Genomic DNA, 25024 nt, shown 5'->3' with positions numbered 1-25024 from the left:
ATCACAATGTGACTTCATTAAGCACCATCTGAATTGGCGATCGGAGGAGCCTCAAATGGTTCTTTGATTGATTGAGCAGGTGGGGCTTTTTTAGATTTGGTACCAGGCATCAACTCAAAGTCCGGTGTAAAAGTAGTCATCGTGCTTCGCAATTGATCAAATGCTTTACGGTCACCTTCAAATTTAGCCTTTCCTTCGGCTTGGAGTTTTTCAAAGGTAGTTTGACCACCCATGACTTTCTCTAAGTCGCTACGGTTCACGATGATAGTCAGGTTGGGGTTTTTATCCTGATAGCCTTTGATATTAGTTAGCGCAGAATTACTCATCTCGATTACAAACTTTTCACCATTATCTGGGGTGTCGAGATTAATAGTGAACTTCATACCCGCAGCCTTTTTACTATCCATGCTAATGGCTAAGGCATTGAGCCATAGCTCAGTAGTCATTGCTCTGATCATGTCAGGGCCATTAGTCTTTGGTGATGCTCCAGAAGGCATACCGTGACGCAGTTCGTAGGCAGCGCCCAAGAAACTATTACGCACACTTGGACTTTCCTTTTGGTAACCAATTTGTTCAAAAATATCCGCTAGCAAATCTTTAGCTGCTGTGTTGTTTGGTTCTGCATAAACCAATTTATTCACAATCTCCATTGCTTCATGGTATTTACCTTGTTTATAGAGTTGCTTACCCTTTGCCATGATCTTGCCGGCACCACCCATCATCTCGACATATAACGGTGCAGAATCTTTTGGTGATAAGGGAATCAAAGTAGCAGGATTAGCATCCCAGTAACCCAGGTAACGATTGATGACCGCACGACTGTTGTGCTCCTCTGAGCCATGGTAGCTATGCGCTGCCCACTGAGACTTTAAGCTCTCTGGCTGCTTGTAAACGTTATGCACTTCATTGATCGTGACGCCATTATTCGCCAAATGCAGAACTTCATTATTCAAGTGGGCGTAACTATCGCGCTGAGTACGCATGACTTCCTGCACGCGATCATTGCCCCAGCGTGGCCATGAATGAGAAGCAAACATCACCTGTGCTTCGTTGCCATAGCGATATAGGGCATTATTAATATTCTTGGACCATGCCAAGGCATCGCGCACTAAAGCACCACGCAAGGTATAGATGTTATGAATGGTGCCGGTAATGTTTTCAGCAGCCCAGAATGCCTTCATCTGTGGGAAATAAGTATTCATCTCAGCGGGCGCTTCTGTACCTGGCGTATTTTGAAACTCCATCTCCACGCCATCTACTGTCATTTTTTCAAATGGCTCATTAATGAGAATGGTAGGTTCGATTAAGCCGAGATTGCCTGCGGCTGTGTTTTTACCAATGGATTGATCAACGTGACCAAATGGGCTGCGCGGCAATAAAACACCGTACTGAAAATACAGACGGCGTGTCATGGCATTGCCTGCGTATACGTTCTCTGCAACAGCATGATCCATAAAGCCAGCCGGAGCAATGATCTTCACTTTGCCGCTCTTTACATCAGCCTCATCAACCACACCACGCACACCACCAAAGTGATCAGCATGGGAGTGGGAATACACCACCGCAACAACTGGACGCTTGCCTAGCTTCTCGTTAACTAATTCCAAAGCTGCTCTTGCAGTCTCTTTGGAGGTCAGTGGATCAAAGACAATCCAACCGGTATTGGTTTTAACAAAACTAATATTGGATAAGTCAAAGCCGCGTACTTGATAAATCTTTCCTGGGACGACTTCATAGAGACCATATCCCATATTAAGAATGGCTTGGCGCTGTAAAGATGGATGAACGCTATCAAAATCCTTGCCCTGCAATAAGAACTCATAGCTACCCATATCCCAGGCTACGTTACCTGCATCTGCCATGATGGTTTTATAAGCAGGAGCAGCGATGAAACCCCTCTTGGATTCTTCAAAATCACGCTTGTCTTCGAAAGGCAGGGTTTTGCGTAAGCCATTCTGCAGCTCCACCGTAAAGGTCGAGGGGGCTTTGCCTTTAGCGTCAAAGTGCTTACCCTGCATTGCGCCAGGATCAGCAACGACTCCACCGCCGCCAGCTGCAAAAACAGCATTTCCAGAAATGAGTGCGATAGATGCAGCAATCAGAGTTAATTGGGTTTTCATGTTGGCCTTGAGCTAATGCGAATATTGGTAAAAAGCTACTTATCGAATGTAAAGAATGGGCTGCCATTGGGCAATTAGCCCTACAGCTAGTAAGCTAGTCTTGGGTGGATGGCAAAAAGACGGTAAATTGAGCCCCGCCGCTAGAGGCATCCTCATAACGAATGCTGCCACCGTGACGAGAAACAATATGTTGGCAAAGCCATAAACCCAAGCCCATGCCTGAACGCTTATTGCTATTGGAGAGCAATTCAAATAAGTGTATCTGGGCATCAATTGGAACGCCGCCGCCATTGTCAGAGATAAGCAATTGAACACCCCCAGAAACATCTCGACTCTCAATCTGGAGCATTCGAGAGGATCGAGTGGATTCACTTAGGGCCTGGATTGCGTTATTAATGAGATTCAGAAGCACTTGCTGGATCTCACCACGATTAACGTTAATTACCGAATTCGAGCGCAGATCTAGAACCACTTGAATATTCTTGGCCTGAATTTCTGGCTTAGTAATCTTGAGAATAGATTCGATTAATTCGTCAAGCTCGATCTGTTCGGCGCCAATCTTTCCATCAGAGAATATAGAGCGCAACGATTGAATGATATTGGTAGCGCGCTGGTTATCAGCCAGTAATGCAGCCAGAATCTCTTGATTCTGCTCGGCAGTCAAATGACCTTCAGATAACTTCTTCTGTAGAAACTGAATATTCAGTTGCGAGGCCCCCAAGGGCTGGTTAAGCTCATGGGCTATAGAGGCTGACAAAGCTCCTGTTGCCACAGTTTTATTGGCCTTCAGTAAATTGGAGATGAGATTTTCACGCTCCATCAACAAGGATTTAATTTCTTTATTCTCAGTTTGCGATTGAGCGCTTGCTAATGCAATACGCTCAGACCAATAACCACCAATGGCAATGTAAGCCAGCGTGTTCATCACGATTTGCATGATTGTCAGAAGAATCAAAAATTGAGGAATCTGCTCAACCTGACGAATAGTGAAACCAGATGCAACGACTACAGAGAGCCGCCCAATAGCAAAAAATAATTCTGCAGTAGTGGCATATTGCAAATACATTAATTGCTTTGAAGGAGTGGACTTTCTCTTTTCGCGTAATTGAACAATCTGCCAAATAAAGAAAGATCCAGTAATGACACAAATGACTGCAGTTCGGATTTCGAATGTGCCATGAATCCGCATCCACTCAAAGAATGGAATGAAAATCAAGACCGAAAATATGAAGGCGTATTCGATTCGTTTACTAATTGGCTGATTCAGTGACCTACAAAATAGCAATTGCAAAATAGCGGCCACATAGAACAATGTATTGGCTATGGTGAAATTAAATTCTGGCTTTGATACATCCTCAATAGTCAAAACTCCAGTGCCAAAGATGGCTAAGGCCAAAATACTCACCACCAAAGATCCCATCCAATAAGCGCTTGGCCTAACAGCACTTTGAGAGCGATAGTAGTGATAGACACCCAATAGCAAGCCCAACTGAATAGTGGCAAGAATATAGAAATACAGGGCTATGAGGAGCTTCATGCCATCTATCGTACAACGAGGTGAATATCCCCTATCTCAATCATATATCGGGGAGACTTTTACTGAGTCAGGCTAGGCAATTTGCCAGTTAAAGTGAGGTAGAAGAAGTAGAGAGCACCAAGAAAAATGAGGGCGCCGATTAGATATTGTGGATAAGGAATTCCTTGCTCTGGCATACCCTGCTTCTTACCTGTCACCATTGATCTGATGAGATTTTGTCTTTCGATCAAGCTCATGCCAACTGCGGCAACAATATGAACGACGACTAGGCCCAAAACTAAACTAGAAATCGCCTCATGAATCTCTGAAACAAAATTACCTAGAAACTCTTTAATGGATAAATAACCACTCAACCCAATAATCAAGATGAGGAGCATCAGCGCAAACATAACCAGACCGCCCGCTGGGTTGTGCCCAACATCGTGATGAGGATGGCCGCGTAGCATAGCCATAAAATGTTCAAGCACTGCCTTTGGTTTCTTCAGAAATTGACTAAATCTGGCATAGCGAGTGCCAATCAGACCCCACACTAAGCGAATAAGAACAAGTAAACACGCGGTATATCCAAATGCATAGTGAATCATGGCCCATCGCTCACTCTCTGAGCTAAGCCAAGCACCAGCAAAACAAATTACTAGTAGCCAATGAAACACTCTCACCGGCATGTCCCACACCATAATGGCTTCCCTTACCTTGCCAGTGGCTCCAACTCCATCACGAATTGACTCATTCATCTGATGGCTCATTTCGCTGGGATCTTAATATTGTTCTCACTAAAAATGCCTTTATCAGCATCAATATGACAAGCTCCACAATTGGCAGGGCTCTTGATGCTTGCCCGCTTCCAAACATCTGCCCTCACTTCATCATGCTTACGAATAAACCATGATGTTTTGGTAATGCGGTTTTCGGGGGCGGTCTCACTGTACTTCTGTCGAGTAGCGGCATTCTTTATTAACCAGCTTGTAATTTCAGTTTGAGTCTTTGCATCTACACTGGCATCGGTACCAAAGTGCTTGGATAGGCCAGACATGACATTTTTCCAGCTTTGTTCGCTTAATAATGCTGGTGGATAGGCCATATGGCAACTTGCACACTCAGCCTCGTATGAAGCTGGTGCATCTGCAGGCATTGCCATTTTTGCAGCGAATGTAGGTGATGCCGCCATCAGTATGGAGAAAGCAATTAGAAGAATTTTTTTCATATTGGGGAGATTCATTTAACAGTCATTAACCAAGAGAGGACATCCGCTTTTTCTTGTGCACTACAGTCTCTGCCTAGTACATCATTGCAGTTACGCTTAAACCATTTCTCAGCCTTGGCCTCATCAGTAAATCGTGCAGGATTGGCGCTAGGTGCCAATGGCTTAATCACCTTCCCAGTCACAATGTGTTTAGTGTCGTGATTTGGGGGATTTTCATGACAGGATGCACAGCTCCATTCCTTACCGTGCTTGGCATTGAAGAACTGCTCTCCTCTACTGGGTGATGCTTTACCAGATTGAGCCTCATAAGACTTTAGTAAGTCCTGAGGCGTTGCCGCGCTAACTATAAGGGGCAGGCCCATGAAAACAAGCCCCGAAAATAACTTCCAAAACATACATGCCTCTCTATTAACACTACTCATACTATTTACTTAGTATGCGCCATTGATATGACAGTCCATTTTGATAAGTAAGCAAAATAGTCGGGTATTTAGAGTTGATTGACTGAAACTCCCCTCCAAAATGATTCCGTTAGTTGGTATGAGTATTACAATCTATATAAATGCCAAATTAAGTGCATTTATCAATTACTGCATTACCACTCAAAGCTAATGCACCTCAATTTATTAAGGATTAATACCGTTATGAAAAAAATAGTCATTGTGATCATTCTTACTGCTATTGCTGCAGCTGCCTACTTCATGCTCAATCAACCAAAGCCTCCTGTTGCTGCCGTAGCTGCTCAAGAAACTGCTCTCATTTATGACGGTGAAGTAATCAAGATTGATGCTGCAACTCGTACAGTTACTCTCAAAAATCAAGATGGTGAATCGACTATTGTTGCTGGTCCTGAAGTAAAGAACTTTGCTGAAATCAAAGTGGGTGATCGTTTTGACGTTGTTTATGAACTCGCTGTAGCGATTGAATTGGTTAAGGTAAAAAACCCAGGCACCACTAGTGAGCAAGTTACTACTAGCACTACTACTGCCCCACAAGGCGATAAGCCAGGCATGATCACTAGCAACACCGTAACTGCAACTGCGAATGTTGAAGCGATTGATGCAGCTAAAAATACCGTATCTTTAAAAGGCCCTCAAGGAAACATCTTTAAAGTTAAAGTTCAGAATCCTGACTTGATGAAAGATATCGCTGTAAACGACCAAGTTAGAGTCGTGTACACAGAAGCAATTGCCGCTGTTGTAAGTGCACCAGCTGCAAAGAAGTAATGCGATAACGCTTTTCTAGTTAGTAGAAAGACAAAACCCCAGCAAGTGATTGCTGGGGTTTTTATTTGGCTTTAGCCCAAGGGCATTAAACGCACTTATAAAGCCTACGCATAGTTTCAATCTTCCAATATTGTTGCTGAGCCGTGTCAAATTCCTCCCGGTAGTTGCCTGGGTGAGCATGTTCAAATATCAGGAGAACCCGCTTTGCCTGATCATGCTTAGCAAAAGCAGCCAGGGTTAAATAGAGGTATCCCTGCTTGAGATCCTGCTCAATAATGTCGCCAGTTGCATATAAAGAACCTAAGGTAAATGCAGCCTGCCTACTACCCTCCTCCGCACCTTTTTTTAACAAGGCAATACCTTTTTCGCGATTTGGGACTACACCGTGCGCTACACCTGTACCCAGAATGTAAATATTGCCTAAATTACAGTAGGCATCTAGCACTTCTTCTTTGATTGCTTTTTCATAGTACTCGACGGCAGTTTTGTAATCTTGCTTAACATCACCCATGCCGCGCTCAAACATTAAGCCCACATTAAAGTGCGCATAACCATTACCCAAACTACTATTTGAGTTCTGTAATGTAAATAGCGTATTGATTTGCTCGGGGTTTAGGCGGCCATCAAAACACATCTTAGTTAATGCATAAAGTGCATCTTCGCTAGCGCGATCTTTAGCGAGGCCATAAAAGATATCAAATGCAGCAGAATAACTTCCGCGCTCGATATTTAGTTGCCCTAAATCAAGGCGTGATTGATCGTCATACATATTTGTCTTAGTCCCTATAGAACCCTGAGATTCTTATTGTTAGAAATTATTGACCCACTATAAAGACATTAATTTTATTTAGGGATACCCCTATGAGCAGGATCTTTCTGGCATCACAAAGCAGATTTTTTGACTGATGGCGAGCCAGTAGCGACCAAGAAAAAAGCCACCCCGCAGGATGGCTTTGGTAACGATTTTGGTAACAAGGCTGTTGTATTGCCACAAACCCTTGTAATACCTATTAACTTGGCGGAAGAGGTGAGATTCGAACTCACGGAGGACTTTCATCCTCGCCAGTTTTCAAGACTGGTGCATTCAACCGCTCTGCCACTCTTCCTTTGCGATTTGAGTCCTAGATTATAAAGAACTTTTGATCTGCGCCTCCAAATGCTGGGCAATTGCCAAACAAGAGGTGAGGCCTGGGGACTCAAAGCCATAGAGGTTAAATAAGCCTTGAAGCTGATGCTGCTCAGGCCCTTCGAAGTAAAAGTCTCCTGCTGGGGCATTTGGCGGGACGATTTTGGCCCTGACACCAGAGTAATCCGCCTGCAAAGCACCGTCTTTTAGGCCTGGCCAGTATTGCCTTACTGCGGCGTAAAAGCCTTCTCCCCGTTTTGGATCGACCGTATAGTTAATTTGACTTTCATCATCAATATCGAGCCATTCCACATCAGGACCAAACTTCGCCTGTCCACCCATATCAAGCGTTAGATGAACGCCTAATCCGCCAGGTTCAGGAATGGGGTAAATCAAATGGCTGAACGGAGACTTTCCGGATAAAGAGAAGTAGTTGCCTTTGGCGAAGTAAGCTTTAGGTATCAGATCTTTCGAGAGGCCTTCGATTTTTTGAGCTAATGCTGGGGCGCTAAGTCCCGCGCAATTGATCAGTAACTTGGTCTGAATAGTCATGCCATCGGCACCGCCAATCGTGAGCTCGAACCCGCTTTCGGCAGCATTGCCAATTGGCTTAGCGCCAAGCAATGGAGATTGGTATGCAACCATACCACCCGCATCTTCAAAACCACCTAGCAGTGACAACATTAATCCATGACTATCGACTACACCCGTTGATGCTGAGAGCACTGCTGCTTCACACTGCAACTGCGGCTCAAGCGCTTTGGCTTGCGCTCCTGAGATCATCTTGATATCGGGTACTTGATTGTTTTGCGCTTTGTACAAAATAGCCTGGAGATCATCTAGCTGACTAGTATCAGCAGCAACAATCAGCTTTCCATAAGCTTGTGTGCTCACCTGATGAATGCGGCAGTATTCATACAAGAGCCGATTGCCTTCCACGCAGAGTTTGGCCTTGAGAGAATCTTTTGGGTAATAAATCCCCGCATGAATGACTTCACTATTACGTGCACTGCTAATAGTTCCGAATGAATCTTCGCGCTCGAGCAGGATAGTTTCTCGACCCTGCAATGCCATCTCGCGAGCAACTGCTAATCCAACCACTCCAGCGCCTACTACGACGCAATCAACCTGCTCCATTCCGCTATTCCTGACCTGATTTCAGATATGTCTCAATCTTGTGATGACTTTTGCCCAAGCTAAAGCCTTGTTATTGATGAAATCGTAACATTTTCAGCGTTTTAAGGGGGTTTTGATGTCCTTATTGATAAAATCTAGGAATGTCCTTGCAAGCCCAATTAGCCAGTAACAGTGTTCACTCTGCCCTTGATGTGGTGCTCGATACCGCCTATCAAGGAATTGACGCCAGCGACTGGGCAAAGTTATTTGCGAATGCTCGTAAATCTCAGTTAGAGCAGTTCATTGCAGACCTGTTTGCTGGTAAGCACATCAACAATAGCGAAGATCGCCCTGCCCTCCATTCGGCGCTGCGCAATCTGAGCAAAACGCCAGTACTGATTGATGGTTCAGACGTTATGCCAGCAGTATCTGAGGTTTGGCGTCGCATTGAAGCACTTTGCAACAAATGGGTTGGTGTCACAGATGTGATTCACATTGGGATCGGTGGGTCTGACTTTGGCCCCCGCTTAGCAATTGAAGCTTTAGCACATGTGCCTGGCATTGAAAGTCGCGGAATGCGCATGCATTTCTTAGCGAACATTGATACCGCTGAATTAGCACGCATTTTGGCGCGCGCTCAGCCTCATAGCACCCGCGTGATTGTGGTCTCGAAATCATTTACGACTCTCGAAACTTCCATGAATGCCAAAGCCGTTGTGGCTTGGCTTAAAGAGAGTGGACGCACGTCAAGTCAAATTGCACATGCTTTGTATGCGGTCACCGCCAATATTCCTGCCGCTAAAGACTTTGGGGTTGAAGAAGAAAATATTTTTCCTTTCTGGGATTGGGTTGGCGGTCGCTACTCCGTGTGGTCAGCAGTTAGCTTACCTATTGCCTTGCAATATGGCTTTGAGACTTTCAAACAATTTTTGGCTGGTGCTGAGGCCATGGATTTGCATTTTAAGAATGCATCTCTCGAAGAAAATCTGCCCGTTATCATGGCGCTCACCTTGCTATACCAGCAAGAGAAACACAATATCAAGGCTTATGCTGCTATTCCGTATGCCGATGCCTTGGATTGGTTTCCAAAGTGGTTGCAACAGCTGGATATGGAGAGTAACGGCAAGAGTGTTGATCGCGATGGCAAGCCTGTTAAGCATTCTTCACCAGTCGTATTTGGCAGCGCAGGTAGCAATGCGCAACACTCTTACTTCCAGCTCTTTCATCAAGGTACAGAAATCATTCCAATTGATTTCATTGCCGTACGTGAGCCGATGAGTGATAGACCAGAGGCAGTAGCACATCATCGCATTCTGCTTTCTAACTGCTTGGCACAAGCTCAGGCACTAGCCAATGGCAAAACCGCCAGCAATCCAAATGATGTTTACCCCGGCAAACGTCCGAGCAATCTCTTATTGTTTCCTAAGCTCAACGCTTTTTATCTTGGCGCCCTGCTTGCTTTATACGAGAACCGTACAGCAACATTAGGCGCACTCTGGAATATCAATAGCTTTGATCAACCTGGCGTGGAATACGGCAAAGTACTAGCTAAGCCAATTGAGAAGGCCCTCGCAAGTCATCAGAATGATATTCAAGCTAGTACAGATATTGATGCGGTGACTGCTGCTCGCATTAATTTATTAAATTCAAATGACTAGTTTTCGCCCAGCATTGTTTGGGTGTATTTACCAAAGGATCTGTAATGCAATTGTCTCCATCTATTTTTAAAGCGTATGACATCCGCGGCATCATTGATGAGACCTTAGATCCCTCAATCGCCAAACTCATTGGCCAAGCATTTGGCACTGAGATGCGTGAGCTTGGTGAAACAGATATCGTCATCGGTCGTGATGGTCGCCTATCTGGCCCCAGCTTGATTGAGGCTCTTACTGAAGGCCTGCTTTCCACCGGTATTAATGTAATTGATCTAGGGATGGTTGCAACACCGATGGTGTACTTTGCTGCTAACCATACGATTAATGGCAAGACACCAAGGTCCGGGATCATGATTACCGGCAGCCACAACCCACCTAATTACAACGGCTTCAAAATGGTTTTGGGGACAGCGGCGATTTACGGGGAAAAAATTCAGGATTTACGTAAGCGCATTGAAGCGAAGAAGTTTGCCGTAGGCCAAGGCACTAGAAGCACTTTTGATATTTTCCCAATGTATCTCAATTACATCGTAGGAGACATCAAACTTGCTCGCCCCATGAAGATTGCCGTAGATTGCGGTAATGGTGTTGGTGGTGCATTTGCTGGGAAGTTGTTTAGAGCTTTAGGCTGTGAGGTTGCAGAGCTATTCTGCGAAGTGGATGGGCATTTTCCCAATCACCACCCTGATCCAGCACATATCGAAAATTTACAAGATCTCATCAAGAATCTTCAGACTACCGATAATGAATTAGGCCTTGCCTTTGATGGCGATGCGGATCGTTTGGGCGTAGTGACCAAAGATGGCCAAGTGATTTTTCCAGATCGCCAGATGATGCTCTTTGCTAAAGACGTTCTCGCCCGCAATCCAGGCGGCCAAATTATTTATGATGTGAAATGCACTCGTAATTTAGCAACCTATGTCAAAGAACATGGTGGCGAACCCATCATGTGGAAAACAGGCCATTCCCTAGTCAAAGCCAAGCTAAAAGAAACCGGCGCCCCACTAGCTGGCGAGATGAGTGGTCATATCTTCTTTAAAGATCGTTGGTTTGGTTTTGATGATGGTCTGTATACAGGCGCCCGCTTACTAGAGATTCTCAGCAAAGAAAAAAATCCAAGCGATACATTAAATAATCTACCCAATGCTATCTGTACTCCAGAGTTGCAGCTGGCTTGTGCTGAAGGTGAACCCTTTGCCTTGCTAGAAACTATTAAAGCCAATGCAAAGTTCCCGACATCAGAGTCAATCAATACGATTGATGGTGTGCGCGTGGAGTATGCCGATGGATTTGGTCTAGCTAGACCCTCCAATACAACGCCCGTAGTAGTCATGCGTTTTGAGGCAGATAGTGAAGAAGCGATTAAGCGGATTCAGGCGGAATTTAAGATGGTATTGCTCGCTGCCAAGCCAGAGGCAAAATTACCCTTCTAAGATTGAAGATTGCACAGTGTCAAGTAGTGCAATAGAGATAAAATTACCTATGATCTCAAAGCCAATTGCCTTCGACTATCCTCAGCAAAATGCTGTTGGTGAAACCTGCACGGCCCAAGCTTGGGCTAAGACACCCCCACCACTCCACGGTGATCACAAATCAGCTGTGATTGCTCGTATTAAGCAATTGTTGATTGAGAAGGATGCCGCCTTGGTGGCTCACTACTATGTTGATGGCGATATCCAAGACCTAGCCATGCAAACCGGTGGTTTTGTGGCTGACTCTTTAGAGATGGCTCGCTTTGGTAAAAATCATTCAGCTAAGAATCTGATTGTTGCTGGTGTGCGTTTCATGGGCGAGTCCGCCAAAATCCTCAGCCCTGAAAAACGCGTCTTTATGCCTGATCTAGAGGCAACCTGCTCTCTCGATTTGGGTTGCGATGCTTCTAACTTTGCTGCGTTTAGAGCATCACATCCAGATCGTACCGTCGTGGTCTATGCCAATACTAGCGCTGCAGTTAAAGCACAAGCCGATTGGATGGTAACAAGCTCTTGTGCCTTAGCGATCGTGCATCAACTAAAAGTTGAGGGTAAGAAGATTCTTTGGGCACCTGATCGTCATTTAGGTCGCTATATTCAAGAGCAGACTGGCGCTGATATGTTGTTATGGAATGGCGCTTGTATTGTTCATGATGAATTTAAAGCTGTTGAGTTAGAGATGCTTAAGGCTTCCCATCCCAATGCAATGATTCTGGTTCACCCTGAATCTCCGCAAGCTGTAGTGGATTTAGCCGATGTAGTAGGATCTACTTCAGCCATGATTAAAGCTGTAGTCGAAGGCTCCGCCACTGAATATATTGTGGCTACAGACAACGGCATCTTGCATCGTATGCGTCAATTAGCTCCCAATAAAATATTGATTGAAGCACCTACTGCTGGCAATAGCGCCACTTGCAAGAGTTGCGCCCATTGTCCTTGGATGGCCATGAATGGCTTGCAAGGAATTTTGAATTGTCTAGAGAATGCTTCCGGTGAAATCCTCATTGAAGAGCCCATTCGTATTAAGGCACTCGGCTGTATAGAACGCATGCTCGACTTCACTAAAAACCACCCCGATCTCTTAGCTAAAGCACAGCATGGTTTCGTCAAGAATATTGGTGTTGCTTAGTTGTTTCTTGATATCTTTTGATTATTCCTTAATGTAGACCGATTTATTCATGTTTGAATACAACGAAACTTTAGAGCAAGCCCGTCAACGCAATATTCATGATGCTTTGATGGAAGATATTGGTACGGGTGACTGGACTGCAATGTTGGTTCCAAGCAAACCCGTTCATGCACAGCTCATTGTTCGCCAAGCAGCCGTACTATGTGGAGTGGATTGGTTTGAGGGCACACTTAAGAAGTTAGATCCAAATGCTAAAGTGACTTGGCATTACATGGAGGGCGACCCCATGAAGGCTGATACTAAAGTCTGCGACATCGAGGCTGACTCACGCGCCCTCCTTTCAGCTGAACGTCCTTGCATTAACTTCTTGCAAACACTCTCCTGGACTGCCAGCATTGCGCGTCAGCATGTGGATGCGATTCAGGGCGTGAGTCCCAACCCCAATGGCTGTGCAGTGCTGGATACACGTAAGACTATTCCAGGTTTACGTCGCGCACAAAAGTATGCAGTACTAGTGGGCGGGGGTCAAAATCAACGTCTTGCTTTATGGCATGGCATCCTCATTAAAGAGAATCACATTGCTGCTGCAGGCGGTGTCTCTGCCGCCATTAAAGCCGCGCAAGCCCTCAACTCTGGGGTGGACATTCAGGTTGAGGTAGAGAATTTTTCCGAGCTTGAAGAAGCCTTAAATGCTGGCGCAAAAAGTATCTTGATTGATAACTTCACTACCGAACAGATGAAAGAAGCAGTTGCCATTACTAAGGGTCGCGCTCTACTTGAGGCATCTGGTGGCATCGATTTAGATCAGATGCGAGCTATAGCTGCCACTGGTGTTGATCGCATCTCCCTCGGAAAACTAACTAAAGATATCAAGGCGGTGGATTTCTCGATGAGAGTTTTGTAGGTAATTAATTCATCTATGTCAGCCCACGACTGACATCCAAATAGGGCCCTGCTGATATTTCGCAGGGTTTTTCTTTTCTAGACTCATCCCATACATTTATTGGGCCTTCAGTCTTTGAGTCATCAATTTATGTATTGACATTAATTATTTTTGTATATACATTAATAGGACGACTAGTGCTGGAATTTGATGATGCAAAGCGAGAAATCACTTTATTCACGCGCGGCCTTGATATGGCTAGAGCGAATGAGATCTTTGAAGCTTCACACATGGATCAAATTGATGACAGGAAAAATTACGGCGAAGTTAGGGTCTTCAGTTTTGGTTACCTAGACAATTTTCCAGTTGTCGTCGTATGGACTTACAGAGGCATCAACAAAAGAATCATCAGTTTAAGGAGGGCAAATGAACGTGAAATTAAAAAGTACACAGGAAGAATGGGTTGATCCAGACGATGCACCAGAGTTAGACGAACAATGGTTTAAGGATGCCCATGTATATGTTGGTGACACTCTAATCAAAAGAGGTGTCGGCAGACCACCCATTAAAAATACCAAAGAAATGTTGAGCCTCAGAATGGACTTTGATGTACTGGAAAAGCTGCGCGCAAGCGGTAAAGGCTGGCAAACTCGCCTCAACAAATATATTAAAGATGCTGTGTTGAAAGGCGATCTGTAATTTTTTAAGTCTCAGGATTTTCTGAAGTTCCCTCAGCCTGAGGCGTCAGGATGGTTGGATAAGAAACGGCCCAAGTGCCTGGATAATCGCGACTGTAATGCAGTCCCCTACTCTCTCTACGCATCAGGGCAGATCTGACGATCAACTCTGCACACTCCAGCAAATTACGTAGCTCAATGAGATCGCGCGTGACTTTAAAGTTAGCGTAATACTCTTGCACCTCATATCTGAGGAGCTTAATTCGGTGTAGAGCGCGTTCTAGGCGTCGATTGGTTCTCACGATGCCAACGTAGTTCCACATCAAAGAGCGCAATTCATCCCAGTTATGGGCAATGACAACCTGCTCATCGGCATCCTCTACTTGACTCTCATCCCAGAGTGGCAGCTTTGGCATCAGAGGAGTCTTGAGTTGAGAAATGTCTTCAGCGGCAGCCTTACCAATCACAACACACTCTAGCAAGGAGTTACTAGCCAAACGATTGGCTCCATGCAGGCCTGTGTATGTTGCCTCACCCACAGCATAAAGACCTGGTAAGTCTGTTCTTCCCTTGAGATCGGTAACTACACCGCCACAGGTGTAATGCGCTGCAGGCACGACCGGTATTGGCTCCTTAGTGATATCGAGACCAAGAGTCATGCAACGCGCATAAATCATTGGGAAATGCTCTTTTATAAATGCTTCACCCAGATGAGTGGCGTCCAGATGTACGTAATCTAAACCGTGCTTCTTCATTTCAAAATCGATTGCTCGGGCAACTATGTCACGCGGAGCTAACTCATTGCGATCATCATGCTCGGGCATAAAGCGCGTGCCATTTGGCAGCTTGAGTAGGCCACCCTCACCACGCATCGCTTCAGTAATCAGAAATGTGCGGTCACTTGGGTGATACAGACAAGTCGGATGAAACTGAATAAATTCCATATTGCCGACACGACAACCTGCACGCCAAGCCATGGCAATACCATCGCCAGTAGCAGTATCAGGGTTGCTTGTGTACCGATAGACCTTACCAACACCACCAGTAGCCAAGACTACTGACTTGGCTTCAATAGTTTCTACACGATTGTTTTTAATATCGAGCGCATAGACCCCATAACAACGATTTGGTTTACTGCGCTGTGTCTTTGCATCTAGATGGCGATTGGTAATCAGATCTAGAGCAATCCAGTGCTCCAAGATCTGAATATTTTTATGCGCTCTAGCCTTATCGAGAAGAACCTCATGGATGGCTTTACCAGTTGCATCCGCAGCATGCGCAATGCGACGGTGACTATGACCGCCCTCGCGCGTTAAATGCAAACCCATGGGACCAGACTCATCAGTAGTAAAGGGCACACCCTGCTCAACCAACCAACGAATGGCTTCAGCGCTTTCTTCGGCAATGTAACGTGCGGTTGATTCCACTACGAGACCTGCACCTGCATCTAAGGTGTCAGCAACATGAGAATCAATGCTGTCATGCTCTTGATCTACTACCCCCACAATGCCACCTTGTGCCCAAGCAGTTGCTGCTTCGCCAAGACCACGCTTAGCCATCAGAATCACTGGTTGGGATTCGGCCATATGCAGCGCTACGGTTAGACCGGCTAATCCTGCTCCAATAATGAGAACAGGAAGCTCTGCTTTGCTATCAGCTTGGGGTGTTGAGGGTTTAGAACTTGCCATGGAAGTGTTAATTCTAAAGGGCAATCATCTTTTGGGTATTTTTATGCTTCCAAAACAACAAAGCCCCGACTACAGGGGCTTTGTTGAGTGAGGCTGAGTGAAGCAAGCTATTAGTTCACCGTTGCCTTCCGCCTCTCAGGATCATTGGTACCGTATCCCATAAAGACTGAAGCTTGACCACCTTTAGCGAGTTTGACTGCACAGTACTTAAACTCCGGAATCTTGCCAAATGGATCTAATGCAGGATTAGTAATCAGATTGGCTGCTGCTTCAAAGTAGGCAAACGGAATAAAGATGACGCCACGAGGCGTGCCATCATCTCTACGCACATGAATACCTACTTCACCACGACGCGACTGAACTGTAATGACATCGCCAGCAACAACGCCAAGCTGAGTCATATCTTCGCCATGCATCGAAACGGTAGCCATAGGCTCAATTGCATCTAATACAGTAGCACGGCGCGTCATACTGCCGGTATGCCAATGCTCCAACTGACGACCAGTAATCAACACAAATGGATACTCCGCATCTGGGCGCTCATTCGCAGGAATGATATCGGCTGGTACCAACTTCACTCTGCCATCTTTGGTATCAAACTTGTCGTTAAACACAATCGGACGACCTGGGTCTTCAGCAGATAAGCATGGATAAGTGACACTAGATTCTTTTTCCAGACGCTCCCAAGTAATGCCGTTAATGGCTGCATGCATTGCTTGACGCATTTCGTCATAGACTGCTGCAACACCATCATCTGGACCTTGGTAGTTCCAATTAAGGCCCATGCGTTTAGCGATCTCTTGGATGATCCATAAATCTGGCTTTGCATCACCCGGTGGATTAATAGCCTTCTTACCCATTTGCACCATACGATCGGTATTGCTTGCGGTGCCGACTTTTTCTGGCCATGCGCTTGCAGGCAATACTACATCCGCCAGGAGGGCAGTCTCAGTCATGAAAATATCTTGCACCACCAAGAGATCCAATGAAGCTAAAGCATGGCGGGCGTGATTCAAATCAGGATCACTCATCGCTGGGTTCTCACCCTCAACATACATGCCACGAATCTTATCGGGGTCACTATCTGGAGCGGTAATCTTATGCATGATTTCCACAACGGTGTAACCAGGCTTCTTATCTAACGGCGTATCCCAGAACTTCTCAAACCACGCATGTGCTTCAGGATTATCAACACGTTGATAGTTCGGGAACATCATCGGAATCAAACCGGCATCACTAGCACCCTGCACGTTATTTTGTCCACGCAATGGATGCAAACCAGAGCCTGGCTTACCAATTTGACCTGTGATGCTGACTAATGCAATTAAGCAACGGGCATTGTCAGTTCCATGAACGTGTTGGCTTACACCCATGCCCCACAAAATCATTGCAGACTTAGTTGTAGCGAACTCGCGCGCCACTTCACGCAAGGTCTCCGCCGGAATACCGCAAATTGGCGCCATTGCTTCTGGGCTATAACCCTTGATATTTTCTTTGAGAGCTTCAAAATTATTCGCGCGATTGGCAATAAATTCTTTATCAGCCAGACCTTCTTCAATGACCGTATAAATCATGGCATTAAGCATGGCAACGTCACTATCCGGCTTGAACTGCATCGTACGCCAGGCATGCTTAGCAATATCTGTCTTGCGTGGATCACACAACACAATCTTTGCACCACGCTTAGCAGCGTTCTTGAACCAAGTAGCTGCTACTGGATGATTCGCTGTCGGATTTGATCCAATCAACAAGATCAAGCTCGAGTGCTCAACATCGTTTACTTGATTACTTACTGCACCAGAACCAACGCCTTCTAATAGCGCAGCAACGGATGATGCATGGCATAGACGGGTACAGTGATCTACGTTATTGCTACCAAAGCCAGTGCGCACCAGCTTCTGGAATAAATACGCTTCTTCATTACTACCTTTAGCAGAGCCAAAGCCAGCTAAGACCTTATTGCCGTATTGATCTTTGAGCTTCTTGAGACCGCCACCAGCAACTTCCAGCGCCTCTTCCCATGTTGCTTCACGGAAAATATTTGACCAATCTTGATTGCCTTCAAGCAAGGCTTCATCTTTAGCAACGCCAGCTTTACGAATCAAGGGCTTAGTTAAGCGCTGTGGATTATGGATGTAGTCCATACCAAAGCGCCCTTTGACACAAAGGCGATTGTGATTCGCTGGGCCATCACGACCCTCAACGCTAACAATCTTTTCATCTTTGACGTTATAAGTAATTTGGCAACCGACGCCACAGAAAGGACATACTGAATCTACTTTGCGATCCACTGTTTGTGAGCCGATCAAACCCTTAGGCATTAATGCGCCTGTTGGGCAAGCCTGCACACACTCTCCACAAGCAACACAAGTACTGTCACCCATTGGGTCATTCAGATCAAATACGATCTCACTATGCGCGCCACGCATTGCGTAGCCAATCACATCATTCACCTGCTCTTCACGGCAAGCACGCACGCAACGATTACATTGAATACAAGCATCTAGGTTCACAGCCATCGCTGGGTGAGAAACGTCATTGCTGACTTTTTCACGGCGCAATGCCTTGAGCTCAGGACGGACGGTAACATCCATGCGGGCAGCCCAAGTGCTTAGCTCACCGTGTTGATTTTTTTGCTCTTCTTCCTTGCTATCGCCAACCCACTTAAATCCTTCATCGGGCATATCGGATAAGAGCATCTCCAACACGAGCTTTTGACTCTTCAATGCACGCTCGCTATTGGCTTTGACTTCCATGCCAGGAGTTGCGCTCCGACAGCAACTTGGCGCTAAGGTGCGCTCACCATTTATCTCAACAACGCAAGCGCGGCAGTTACCGTCAGGACGGTAACCGTCTTTAAAGCACAGATGTGGGATATCAATCCCATGGCGTTTAGCCGCCTTGAGAATAGTCTCACCTTCGTAAGAAACGATAGTTTGACCATCTAGCTTGAACTCTACGGTTTGTAACTCAAGTTCTTTAGGATTTACTGGTGCGTTCATATTTGTCTCGTTTTTCCCTTAGTAATTTGTCGCTAATTAAGCAACTTCTTGTGGGAAATATTTAGCAATACAGCGAATTGGATTAGGCGCAGCTTGACCTAGACCACAGATGGAGGCATCAACCATTACAGTAGCTAAGTCTTCTAAGGTTTCTTTATCCCAAGACTTAGACTGCATCAGCTTGGCGGCCTTACTTGTGCCAACACGACATGGTGTGCACTGACCGCAACTCTCATGCTCGAAAAAGTGCATGACGTTAAGCGCCATATCTCGTGCTTTGTCCTTATCTCCAAAGACCATTACCGCAGCCGAACCAATAAAGCATCCATAGGGCTGTAAGGTATCAAAGTCAAGCGGGATGTCATTCATGGTTGCCGGCAAGATGCCGCCAGAAGCACCACCTGGTAAGTAGCCATAGAACTGATGGCCATCTTGCATGCCGCCACAGTACTCATCAATCAATTCCTGAATAGTGATGCCAGCAGGCGCTAGCTTCACGCCAGGGCTCTTCACTCGGCCGCTGACGCTATAGCTTCGTAAGCCTTTACGATCATGACGGCCAAAAGAGCTAAACCACTCAGGGCCACGTTGGACAATGTCGCGTACCCAATAGAGAGTTTCAAAGTTGTGCTCTAGTGTTGGACGACCAAACAATCCAACTTGCGCAATATAGGGAGGACGCATGCGAGGTTCGCCGCGCTTACCTTCGATACTTTCAATCATGGCGGATTCTTCACCACAAATGTAAGCACCAGCACCACGACGCAACTCAATCAATGGCAACTTGAACGGGGGGTTAGCCTTCAACTTAGCTAACTCCGCTTCGAGCAATTCACGGCAACCGTGATACTCATCACGCAAATAAATATAGCAAGCATCAATACCCACTACATTGGCTGCAATCAGTAAACCTTCTAAGAAGCGATGGGGATCACGCTCTAAGTAAGTACGGTCTTTAAATGTGCCTGGCTCACCTTCGTCAATGTTTACTGCCATCAACTTCGGTGCAGCTTGATCCTTCACAATACGCCACTTACGCCCCGCAGGGAAACCTGCGCCACCGAGACCACGAAGGCCAGAGTTTTCCATGGCTTTGATGATGCTCTCAGCATCTTTTTTGCCGTCAATAATTTCTTTGGCTAAAGCATATCCACCTTGCGCGCGATAAGACTCATAGCCAACATAGTCAGGAGAGACTGCCTGATTTTCACCTTGAGGAGATACACCTTTTTCAGCTAATGCTGCTGGATCAAAATTGGCGCTGTCCTTAGCCATTGGTTGGGTGGTCAGATTATTTTTGACGGCAGCACTAACCTTGTCAGTGGTGGCAAACAATACTGGGTACTGATGCACAACTGCTACAGGCGCTTGCTCACAACGACCTACACATGGTGCAGCAACTACTTTAACTTTGGGATTGCCCAAGATGGATGGCAACTTTGCCAATAGGTTTTGTGCGCCAGCTAATTCGCAAGCGATGCCATCACATACGCGCACAGTGATATCAGCAACCGGATCATTGCCGCGCACCACTTCGAAGTGATGATAGAAAGTAGCAACTTCGTAGACTTCAGCCATCGGCAAATTCATTTCTTTTGCGAGGGCAACTAAATGACGATCATGCAAAGCACGGTATTCATCATTGAGCTTATGTAAATTTTCTATCAACAAATCACGGCGATGAGGTGCATCACCAATTAACTGGCGAACCTCCGCTAAGGAGACATCATCTGCTTGACGCCCCTTTAGCTTGCTTTTGCGACGAATGGTTTCCCTTAAGTCATCTGCAGTTGCTATCGCAACAGCCTGGATCTCTCCAGAGGGTTTTGGGTGATTCATAGTTTTAGTCTCTAATTTCTTGTCGCAATAATGATGCTGTTTTTATGTGCATGAAGCCTTGCTTGAGAATGCCTGATTTAACGAGGACTGATCTGCCCCGCTATATATAGGAAATTCCCAAAATCACGAATGATTTTGGTTTATTTCTAGCCTCAAGTCCTTGACGGAGCTCAAGTGAATTAATTAAGGGTAAACCCTAGTTTAAATCACTGATGGGGATGGCCGATCGCCAGGCGGGAGGGAGTAGTCCAGCTTACGCTCATAGACACGCGCCTTGAAACAGTCGTTGTAACCTTTGCTACCAATTTGCCAGCCAATTGAGGTGCAGTCATCTTGAGCGGCTGACTCAATGGAACCACATCCAGCCAGAGAAATGGCGGCAATAGAGGCAAGAATGGCTAGGGGGCGGAATGTAGGTAAATTCATACCTCAAGTCTACTTGATTCTGACCTCAACTTCGAGGGGAACGCCCTCCTTACCTGCGCTAACGGCTTTGACCTCACCTAGGCTAATTCGATCATTTAGTTCTGGGTTACTTTTCACCATTAAGCTTTGCGCCTGCTTTGCTCGGTTTTTAGCCAGGCCTTTCATATCTTCTTCTGTCATGGGAATGCTGGCAATCAGCTCCGCATGCAATTGATCATTGCGCCCCGCCCCATCTGGGAGAGTAATTAAGCGTTGACCTAATTTGATTCTGCCAAGGTATTGAGCATAGGCCGACTTCAAGCTAGATTGCACCTTGGGATCAGAAAAATCAGGTGTTGGAATAGGATCATTCGGTGAGATATTTATTCCAGCCAACTTGAGAATGGCTAAATCTGCGATGGCCCTCGCTAAAGCAGGCTTATCTTCATTAGGATCATAAGTGCCTACGAGCTCCAATGTGGCATGGGGCTTCTTCACTAAAAAATCGCCAAATTTTTCTAAACGATCTTGATCTGGCGGTAAGTACACAGCCTCGCCCAAAACCGCATTCACACCTTCATTAGGCCCCATACCTAAGAGCGCGCCTAAGGCTCTAAATGGTGCAGTGGCGACATTAGTTAAAACATTGCTAATTGCCTGCCACACCAGACCACTCGCACTGAACTCAGGTGAATCCACATTACCAGCAATATTGATCGTGACATCAATCGTATCGTCAGAATCCTCAAGCAGAGCGATTGCTAAACCCAGTGGCAATTTTTTCCCCTGAAAATCGGCCACTTCTTCGCCAAGCTCAATCTTCTTAATAATGATTTGATTGCTTCCCTTCAGATCACCATCTTTGGCGCTGTAATGCAAATTCAAATTGATCCGACCGCTTGCGATTTGGTATCCGGCAAAGGTCATGACTGCTGGATTAAAAGCATAGAGTGGAGCATTTTTGAAGTTCAGCGTCACATCGTTATTACGACGCGGATCATCAAACGCCATTTGACCCTTACCCCGAAGCGATCCCGATTCTGCCAACATGCCATCCAAGGCCATAGTTGATGAATAGCCCGGAAGATTATTGATATTTGTAAACCTGGCATTAAATTTTCTGAGATTGACTTTGAAGTTGGGCTTCATCGCCAAGTCAGAAAATTGCACTTCGCCATCTCGCAAGCGCAATGATTTGATATCCAGGGTAAACAACTGTTTTTCTTTTGGCTCCACTACAGATGGATCAATCTTCAGATCACTATCCGACTTGGAAAATAAACGTCTGAAATTAGAGAAGCCTTTTTCATCAATTTCAAACTGGAGAGTTGGTTGAGAAACCGATAATTCATCAATAGACAGACTTGCGCCAGAGTTTTTTGAACTCTGATAAACAAATCGACTTACATCACCAGAATTCCATTTCACGAGTGATTGCCTTTGCCCCTGCTCAAGTAAATCTAAACCTAGTAAATGCAAATCTCCCGATATAGAAAGTGCATCATCCTTCAGGCTGACATCTATCACAGACTGAATGACTCCACCCTGGGTCAAAATTTCTTTATTAGCTGGAAGCAATGTAACAAAAGGGGTAATTGAAATATTGTCTATCTGCACTTTGGCTGCGATTGATTTGTCGGCTTTGAAATCCCAATGGGAGCTGATGCGTCCTTCATCAATCTCAAAATCAATTTGAGCGCCCAGCGTATCTGGCGCCGGATTATCTAATGCGCCCTTAATAGCAAGATGCTTAAATGCAATCTTTTTATTCAAGCCTGGCAAAGTAAAGTTCAGTGCACCCAAATTGAATCCATACTGGCCGCGAACGCCATTCACAACACCTTGCGTATCGTAGTTTGCTATATCTAATAACTCAATCGAAAGCAACTTAAATTGCTCGTGTAAATTTTTATTAGGGTCTAACACCTCAAATGAGCCATTGACGAGCTGAAATTGATCAACTGATATTTTGATATTTTTCTTAGGGGCGGCTGAATCCACTGGGGGTAAATTACGCTTAATCGCGGCTATCAACTCCTGCCAATTCCATTGCCCTGTCGCACCTTTAGAGGCTATCTTTTCGAGCTTAATGCTAGGCCCATCCAACAGAATCTCATCGAATCCCAATTCCCCAATAATGAGGTGAGACCACTTCAGCATCACTACCGATTTCTTTAAGTCAAGCAATTGCCCTTGATACTTATTCACCAATCGCAAGCCATCAATTTCGATACGCAATCGCAAGGGAGAGATGCTGAGATCTTTATAGGTAATTTGATAGCCAATCTTATTGCCGTAAATCTCTACTGCACTCTTGATGGCACCAGGAACCCAAAGTTGGCAAGCGCCCCAGAATAAAAAGGTCAATACAAAGATTGCGACGAAGAGTCGGGCTAGCCAAAGGTGAAGTAATGAAAATTTAGACGTCATTAAATGAATCAATTAAGCACTCTTACTATACAAAAATTTCGTATCTATCAGCACAAACAATAGGACGCAATGCTTTTGCCTGCCTTTGCATTTTGACAATCCCATAGTTGGACATTGTCTTTAGCGTACGGGATAGGTTTCCTTGCTTGCGCCCGGTTAATTCAGCCAACTCAGAAATGGAAATGGGTTTTGATTCACGAATAACATTGAGTAGTGCACGATTTTCATCGCTCAGAACTTGAGCCAGAGAGCGCATAGAGGTAAACCATATTTTGGGATCACTTGGCTGAACTTGTAATTGACCCCTAGCTATCATCAGTACACGTTGACGCATTTGTTGCTGAGATGCAATTCCTATCTTTATAACTTTCATTTATCCCTCACCAAACTTAATGTCTTATCAACGTCCTCAAAAAAATCTTTTAGCAATTGGTAGGCATCTATGAACTGATAGACAACCCCCAGATCTGTGGGGCACCGATGCCTGTGATCATAAGGAAGTTTACGATTTATATAGCCAGAAAACTTTGGCGAATGAGCGTTGTCATAGCCCAGTATTCGAACACCCCGAGGATTGTGCAGAGTTAAAGAATATCGAATCCCATGAGGTATAGACATACTCGCCTTAACTTCCCAAGCTTCTATCTTGATCTAATAGCCATCCTCCTGATCCAAGATCTGTTGATGCAGATCCAATAAAACATGCTTGCCTGGTGATTTCATCACCTAAATATATCAACTAATGATATATCAAAAGTAACAACCCCACCAGTATCTTGGATACCGCGCACTAATCAGGATTTCCATAGAGATCGAATCCCTCGGTTTTTCCGCTATACACCTCTACGGTAAGTGGAAAAAGAAAAACCGCCCGAAGGCGGTTTCTCACTTGAAGCAGTTAAAGCGAATTAAGCAGCTTTACGGCTTTTTGCAGCTGGCTTAGCTACTGCGTATTGACCTTGAAAGTTAGCCATTGCAGTATCAACACTTTTCTCAAAGTTTGCGAAAGCATCAGTTGCTGAAGCGCGAACTTGGTCAAACTGTTGGAGTGAAGTTTCGAATGCAGTTTTGAATGCAGAAACAAATGCCTCAGTACCAGCAGGAGCTGTCTTAGTAGCTTCTTTAACAAACTTAACCATGTCAGCACGTGCGTCATCGATAGAAGCCTCAACAACTTGAGCAACTTCTTTGTTGCCGTTACGTACAACTTTGTTTACTTTAGCTTGGTAAGCAGCAGCGTACTTAGCAGCTTCTTGAGCAGTTTCTGGCTGAGCCAATTTTGCCAACTGTTGAGCATCTTTAATTGCCAACAATTGTGCGCTTGCATCTTGAGCAACAACTAAAGCATCTTTAGCAGCAGCTTGGTTGATTTCAGCTAATTCTTTTGCACTTTCAACAGCTACTTGAGCCAAGTACTTTGCGTTTTCAACAGCTTTAGCTTGAGCTTGTGAGAGTTGGTCGTTTAATTGATTCTGGAACATGATGTTTTCCTAATTTTTTAAATTGATAAAATTT

22 protein-coding genes and 1 tRNA gene are annotated in these 25024 nt (G+C 45.3%); 7 read left to right on the top strand and 16 right to left on the bottom strand.

Annotated features, from left to right (window positions below):
- Nucleotides 1-17: 17 nt before the first annotated feature.
- The 5 genes from GQ359_RS03655 to GQ359_RS03635 all read right to left on the bottom strand — a co-directional run bounded on the left by GQ359_RS03655 (nucleotide 18) and on the right by GQ359_RS03635 (nucleotide 5223).
- A complete protein-coding gene (locus GQ359_RS03655; protein ID WP_215387613.1) occupies nucleotides 18-2120 on the bottom strand; it encodes an alkyl/aryl-sulfatase in 2103 nt (700 codons plus the stop codon).
- A gap of 94 nt (nucleotides 2121-2214) precedes the next feature.
- On the bottom strand, nucleotides 2215-3657 hold the full coding sequence (locus tag GQ359_RS03650) for a sensor histidine kinase (protein ID WP_215387611.1): 1443 nt from the start codon (nucleotides 3655-3657) through the stop codon (nucleotides 2215-2217).
- Between the two features lie 59 nt (nucleotides 3658-3716).
- A complete protein-coding gene (locus GQ359_RS03645; RefSeq protein WP_215387609.1) occupies nucleotides 3717-4391 on the bottom strand; it encodes a cytochrome b/b6 domain-containing protein in 675 nt (224 codons plus the stop codon).
- A gap of 8 nt (nucleotides 4392-4399) precedes the next feature.
- Nucleotides 4400-4861 (bottom strand): diheme cytochrome c, encoded by a 462-nt coding sequence (locus tag GQ359_RS03640; RefSeq protein ID WP_251367924.1) that lies wholly within the window; start codon nucleotides 4859-4861, stop codon nucleotides 4400-4402.
- Nucleotides 4862-4872: 11 nt separating this feature from the next.
- Complete coding sequence (locus GQ359_RS03635; protein ID WP_251367923.1) at nucleotides 4873-5223, bottom strand: DUF1924 domain-containing protein; 351 nt, start codon at nucleotides 5221-5223, stop codon at nucleotides 4873-4875.
- Between the two features lie 282 nt (nucleotides 5224-5505).
- On the opposite strand from GQ359_RS03635, the gene GQ359_RS03630 reads away from it, so the two are divergent.
- Nucleotides 5506-6087 carry a hypothetical protein gene (locus tag GQ359_RS03630; RefSeq protein ID WP_215387606.1) on the top strand — a complete coding sequence of 194 codons (582 nt, stop codon included), beginning with the start codon at nucleotides 5506-5508 and terminating at the stop codon, nucleotides 6085-6087.
- Nucleotides 6088-6172: 85 nt separating this feature from the next.
- Here GQ359_RS03630 and GQ359_RS03625 read toward each other — a convergent pair whose 3' ends face one another.
- From GQ359_RS03625 to GQ359_RS03615, 3 genes are all read right to left on the bottom strand, one after another.
- Complete coding sequence (locus GQ359_RS03625; protein WP_215303275.1) at nucleotides 6173-6856, bottom strand: tetratricopeptide repeat protein; 684 nt, start codon at nucleotides 6854-6856, stop codon at nucleotides 6173-6175.
- Between the two features lie 247 nt (nucleotides 6857-7103).
- Nucleotides 7104-7193 (bottom strand) — tRNA-Ser (locus tag GQ359_RS03620).
- A 20-nt stretch (nucleotides 7194-7213) separates the two neighbouring features.
- Nucleotides 7214-8350, bottom strand: a complete 1137-nt coding sequence (locus tag GQ359_RS03615; protein WP_215387605.1) for an NAD(P)/FAD-dependent oxidoreductase — start codon at nucleotides 8348-8350, stop codon at nucleotides 7214-7216.
- Nucleotides 8351-8490: 140 nt separating this feature from the next.
- On the opposite strand from GQ359_RS03615, the gene pgi reads away from it, so the two are divergent.
- The 6 genes from pgi (at nucleotide 8491) to GQ359_RS03585 (ending at nucleotide 14167) form a co-directional block, all read left to right on the top strand.
- Nucleotides 8491-9987, top strand: coding sequence for a glucose-6-phosphate isomerase (pgi, locus tag GQ359_RS03610; protein WP_215387603.1), 1497 nt, complete (start codon nucleotides 8491-8493; stop codon nucleotides 9985-9987).
- Nucleotides 9988-10031: 44 nt separating this feature from the next.
- Nucleotides 10032-11417: a phosphomannomutase/phosphoglucomutase gene (locus tag GQ359_RS03605; RefSeq protein ID WP_215387601.1), complete on the top strand. Its 1386-nt coding sequence runs from the start codon at nucleotides 10032-10034 to the stop codon at nucleotides 11415-11417.
- 49 nt (nucleotides 11418-11466) lie between these two features.
- Nucleotides 11467-12585, top strand: coding sequence for a quinolinate synthase NadA (gene nadA, locus GQ359_RS03600; RefSeq protein ID WP_215387600.1), 1119 nt, complete (start codon nucleotides 11467-11469; stop codon nucleotides 12583-12585).
- A gap of 49 nt (nucleotides 12586-12634) precedes the next feature.
- On the top strand, nucleotides 12635-13489 hold the full coding sequence (gene nadC / locus GQ359_RS03595) for a carboxylating nicotinate-nucleotide diphosphorylase (RefSeq protein WP_215387598.1): 855 nt from the start codon (nucleotides 12635-12637) through the stop codon (nucleotides 13487-13489).
- 233 nt (nucleotides 13490-13722) lie between these two features.
- Nucleotides 13723-13935, top strand: a complete 213-nt coding sequence (locus GQ359_RS03590; protein ID WP_251367947.1) for a BrnT family toxin — start codon at nucleotides 13723-13725, stop codon at nucleotides 13933-13935.
- Nucleotides 13895-14167 (top strand): BrnA antitoxin family protein, encoded by a 273-nt coding sequence (locus GQ359_RS03585; RefSeq protein WP_215387596.1) that lies wholly within the window; start codon nucleotides 13895-13897, stop codon nucleotides 14165-14167. The genes GQ359_RS03590 and GQ359_RS03585 overlap by 41 nt, the downstream gene beginning before the upstream one ends.
- A 4-nt stretch (nucleotides 14168-14171) precedes the next feature.
- On the opposite strand, the gene nadB is transcribed toward GQ359_RS03585, so the two are convergent.
- The 8 genes from nadB to GQ359_RS03550 all read right to left on the bottom strand — a co-directional run bounded on the left by nadB (nucleotide 14172) and on the right by GQ359_RS03550 (nucleotide 24990).
- Nucleotides 14172-15833 (bottom strand): L-aspartate oxidase, encoded by a 1662-nt coding sequence (gene nadB, locus GQ359_RS03580; RefSeq protein WP_215387594.1) that lies wholly within the window; start codon nucleotides 15831-15833, stop codon nucleotides 14172-14174.
- 110 nt (nucleotides 15834-15943) lie between these two features.
- Nucleotides 15944-18835, bottom strand: coding sequence for a formate dehydrogenase subunit alpha (gene fdhF, locus GQ359_RS03575; protein WP_215387592.1), 2892 nt, complete (start codon nucleotides 18833-18835; stop codon nucleotides 15944-15946).
- A 36-nt stretch (nucleotides 18836-18871) separates the two neighbouring features.
- Nucleotides 18872-20674: an NAD(P)H-dependent oxidoreductase subunit E gene (locus tag GQ359_RS03570; RefSeq protein WP_215387591.1), complete on the bottom strand. Its 1803-nt coding sequence runs from the start codon at nucleotides 20672-20674 to the stop codon at nucleotides 18872-18874.
- Nucleotides 20675-20875: 201 nt separating this feature from the next.
- Nucleotides 20876-21100: a hypothetical protein gene (locus GQ359_RS03565; RefSeq protein ID WP_215387590.1), complete on the bottom strand. Its 225-nt coding sequence runs from the start codon at nucleotides 21098-21100 to the stop codon at nucleotides 20876-20878.
- A gap of 9 nt (nucleotides 21101-21109) precedes the next feature.
- A complete protein-coding gene (locus tag GQ359_RS03560) occupies nucleotides 21110-23509 on the bottom strand; it encodes a DUF748 domain-containing protein (protein WP_215387588.1) in 2400 nt (799 codons plus the stop codon).
- Between the two features lie 25 nt (nucleotides 23510-23534).
- Nucleotides 23535-23882, bottom strand: a complete 348-nt coding sequence (locus GQ359_RS03555) for a winged helix DNA-binding protein (RefSeq protein ID WP_215387586.1) — start codon at nucleotides 23880-23882, stop codon at nucleotides 23535-23537.
- On the bottom strand, nucleotides 23879-24154 hold the full coding sequence (locus tag GQ359_RS10125; RefSeq protein ID WP_256442540.1) for a DUF6516 family protein: 276 nt from the start codon (nucleotides 24152-24154) through the stop codon (nucleotides 23879-23881). Before GQ359_RS10125 ends, GQ359_RS03555 begins: the two co-directional genes overlap by 4 nt.
- A gap of 263 nt (nucleotides 24155-24417) precedes the next feature.
- Nucleotides 24418-24990 (bottom strand): phasin family protein, encoded by a 573-nt coding sequence (locus tag GQ359_RS03550; RefSeq protein WP_215303245.1) that lies wholly within the window; start codon nucleotides 24988-24990, stop codon nucleotides 24418-24420.
- Between the last annotated feature and the right edge of the window lie 34 nt (nucleotides 24991-25024).

The sequence above is a fragment of the Polynucleobacter sp. AM-7D1 genome, from assembly GCF_018688455.1.
Classification (GTDB): domain Bacteria; phylum Pseudomonadota; class Gammaproteobacteria; order Burkholderiales; family Burkholderiaceae; genus Polynucleobacter.
The sequence above is the reverse complement of the archived record's forward strand: the minus strand, read 5'-3'. Positions and strand labels throughout refer to the sequence as shown.

Coding starts and splice junctions, on each gene's coding strand:
- GQ359_RS03640 (WP_251367924.1), bottom strand. CDS start 4,861: ATGAAAAAAATTCTTCTAATTGCTTTCTCCATACTGATGGCGGCATCA.
- GQ359_RS03605 (WP_215387601.1), top strand. CDS start 10,032: ATGCAATTGTCTCCATCTATTTTTAAAGCGTATGACATCCGCGGCATC.
- GQ359_RS03565 (WP_215387590.1), bottom strand. CDS start 21,100: ATGAATTTACCTACATTCCGCCCCCTAGCCATTCTTGCCTCTATTGCC.
- nadB (WP_215387594.1), bottom strand. CDS start 15,833: ATGGCAAGTTCTAAACCCTCAACACCCCAAGCTGATAGCAAAGCAGAG.
- GQ359_RS03550 (WP_215303245.1), bottom strand. CDS start 24,990: ATGTTCCAGAATCAATTAAACGACCAACTCTCACAAGCTCAAGCTAAA.
- GQ359_RS03590 (WP_251367947.1), top strand. CDS start 13,723: ATGGCTAGAGCGAATGAGATCTTTGAAGCTTCACACATGGATCAAATT.
- GQ359_RS03555 (WP_215387586.1), bottom strand. CDS start 23,882: ATGAAAGTTATAAAGATAGGAATTGCATCTCAGCAACAAATGCGTCAA.
- GQ359_RS03655 (WP_215387613.1), bottom strand. CDS start 2,120: ATGAAAACCCAATTAACTCTGATTGCTGCATCTATCGCACTCATTTCT.
- nadA (WP_215387600.1), top strand. CDS start 11,467: ATGATCTCAAAGCCAATTGCCTTCGACTATCCTCAGCAAAATGCTGTT.
- nadC (WP_215387598.1), top strand. CDS start 12,635: ATGTTTGAATACAACGAAACTTTAGAGCAAGCCCGTCAACGCAATATT.
- GQ359_RS03645 (WP_215387609.1), bottom strand. CDS start 4,391: ATGAATGAGTCAATTCGTGATGGAGTTGGAGCCACTGGCAAGGTAAGG.
- GQ359_RS03570 (WP_215387591.1), bottom strand. CDS start 20,674: ATGAATCACCCAAAACCCTCTGGAGAGATCCAGGCTGTTGCGATAGCA.
- GQ359_RS03650 (WP_215387611.1), bottom strand. CDS start 3,657: ATGAAGCTCCTCATAGCCCTGTATTTCTATATTCTTGCCACTATTCAG.
- GQ359_RS03635 (WP_251367923.1), bottom strand. CDS start 5,223: ATGGGCCTGCCCCTTATAGTTAGCGCGGCAACGCCTCAGGACTTACTA.
- GQ359_RS03630 (WP_215387606.1), top strand. CDS start 5,506: ATGAAAAAAATAGTCATTGTGATCATTCTTACTGCTATTGCTGCAGCT.
- GQ359_RS03560 (WP_215387588.1), bottom strand. CDS start 23,509: ATGACGTCTAAATTTTCATTACTTCACCTTTGGCTAGCCCGACTCTTC.
- fdhF (WP_215387592.1), bottom strand. CDS start 18,835: ATGAACGCACCAGTAAATCCTAAAGAACTTGAGTTACAAACCGTAGAG.
- GQ359_RS03615 (WP_215387605.1), bottom strand. CDS start 8,350: ATGGAGCAGGTTGATTGCGTCGTAGTAGGCGCTGGAGTGGTTGGATTA.
- pgi (WP_215387603.1), top strand. CDS start 8,491: ATGTCCTTGCAAGCCCAATTAGCCAGTAACAGTGTTCACTCTGCCCTT.
- GQ359_RS03625 (WP_215303275.1), bottom strand. CDS start 6,856: ATGTATGACGATCAATCACGCCTTGATTTAGGGCAACTAAATATCGAG.
- GQ359_RS03585 (WP_215387596.1), top strand. CDS start 13,895: ATGAACGTGAAATTAAAAAGTACACAGGAAGAATGGGTTGATCCAGAC.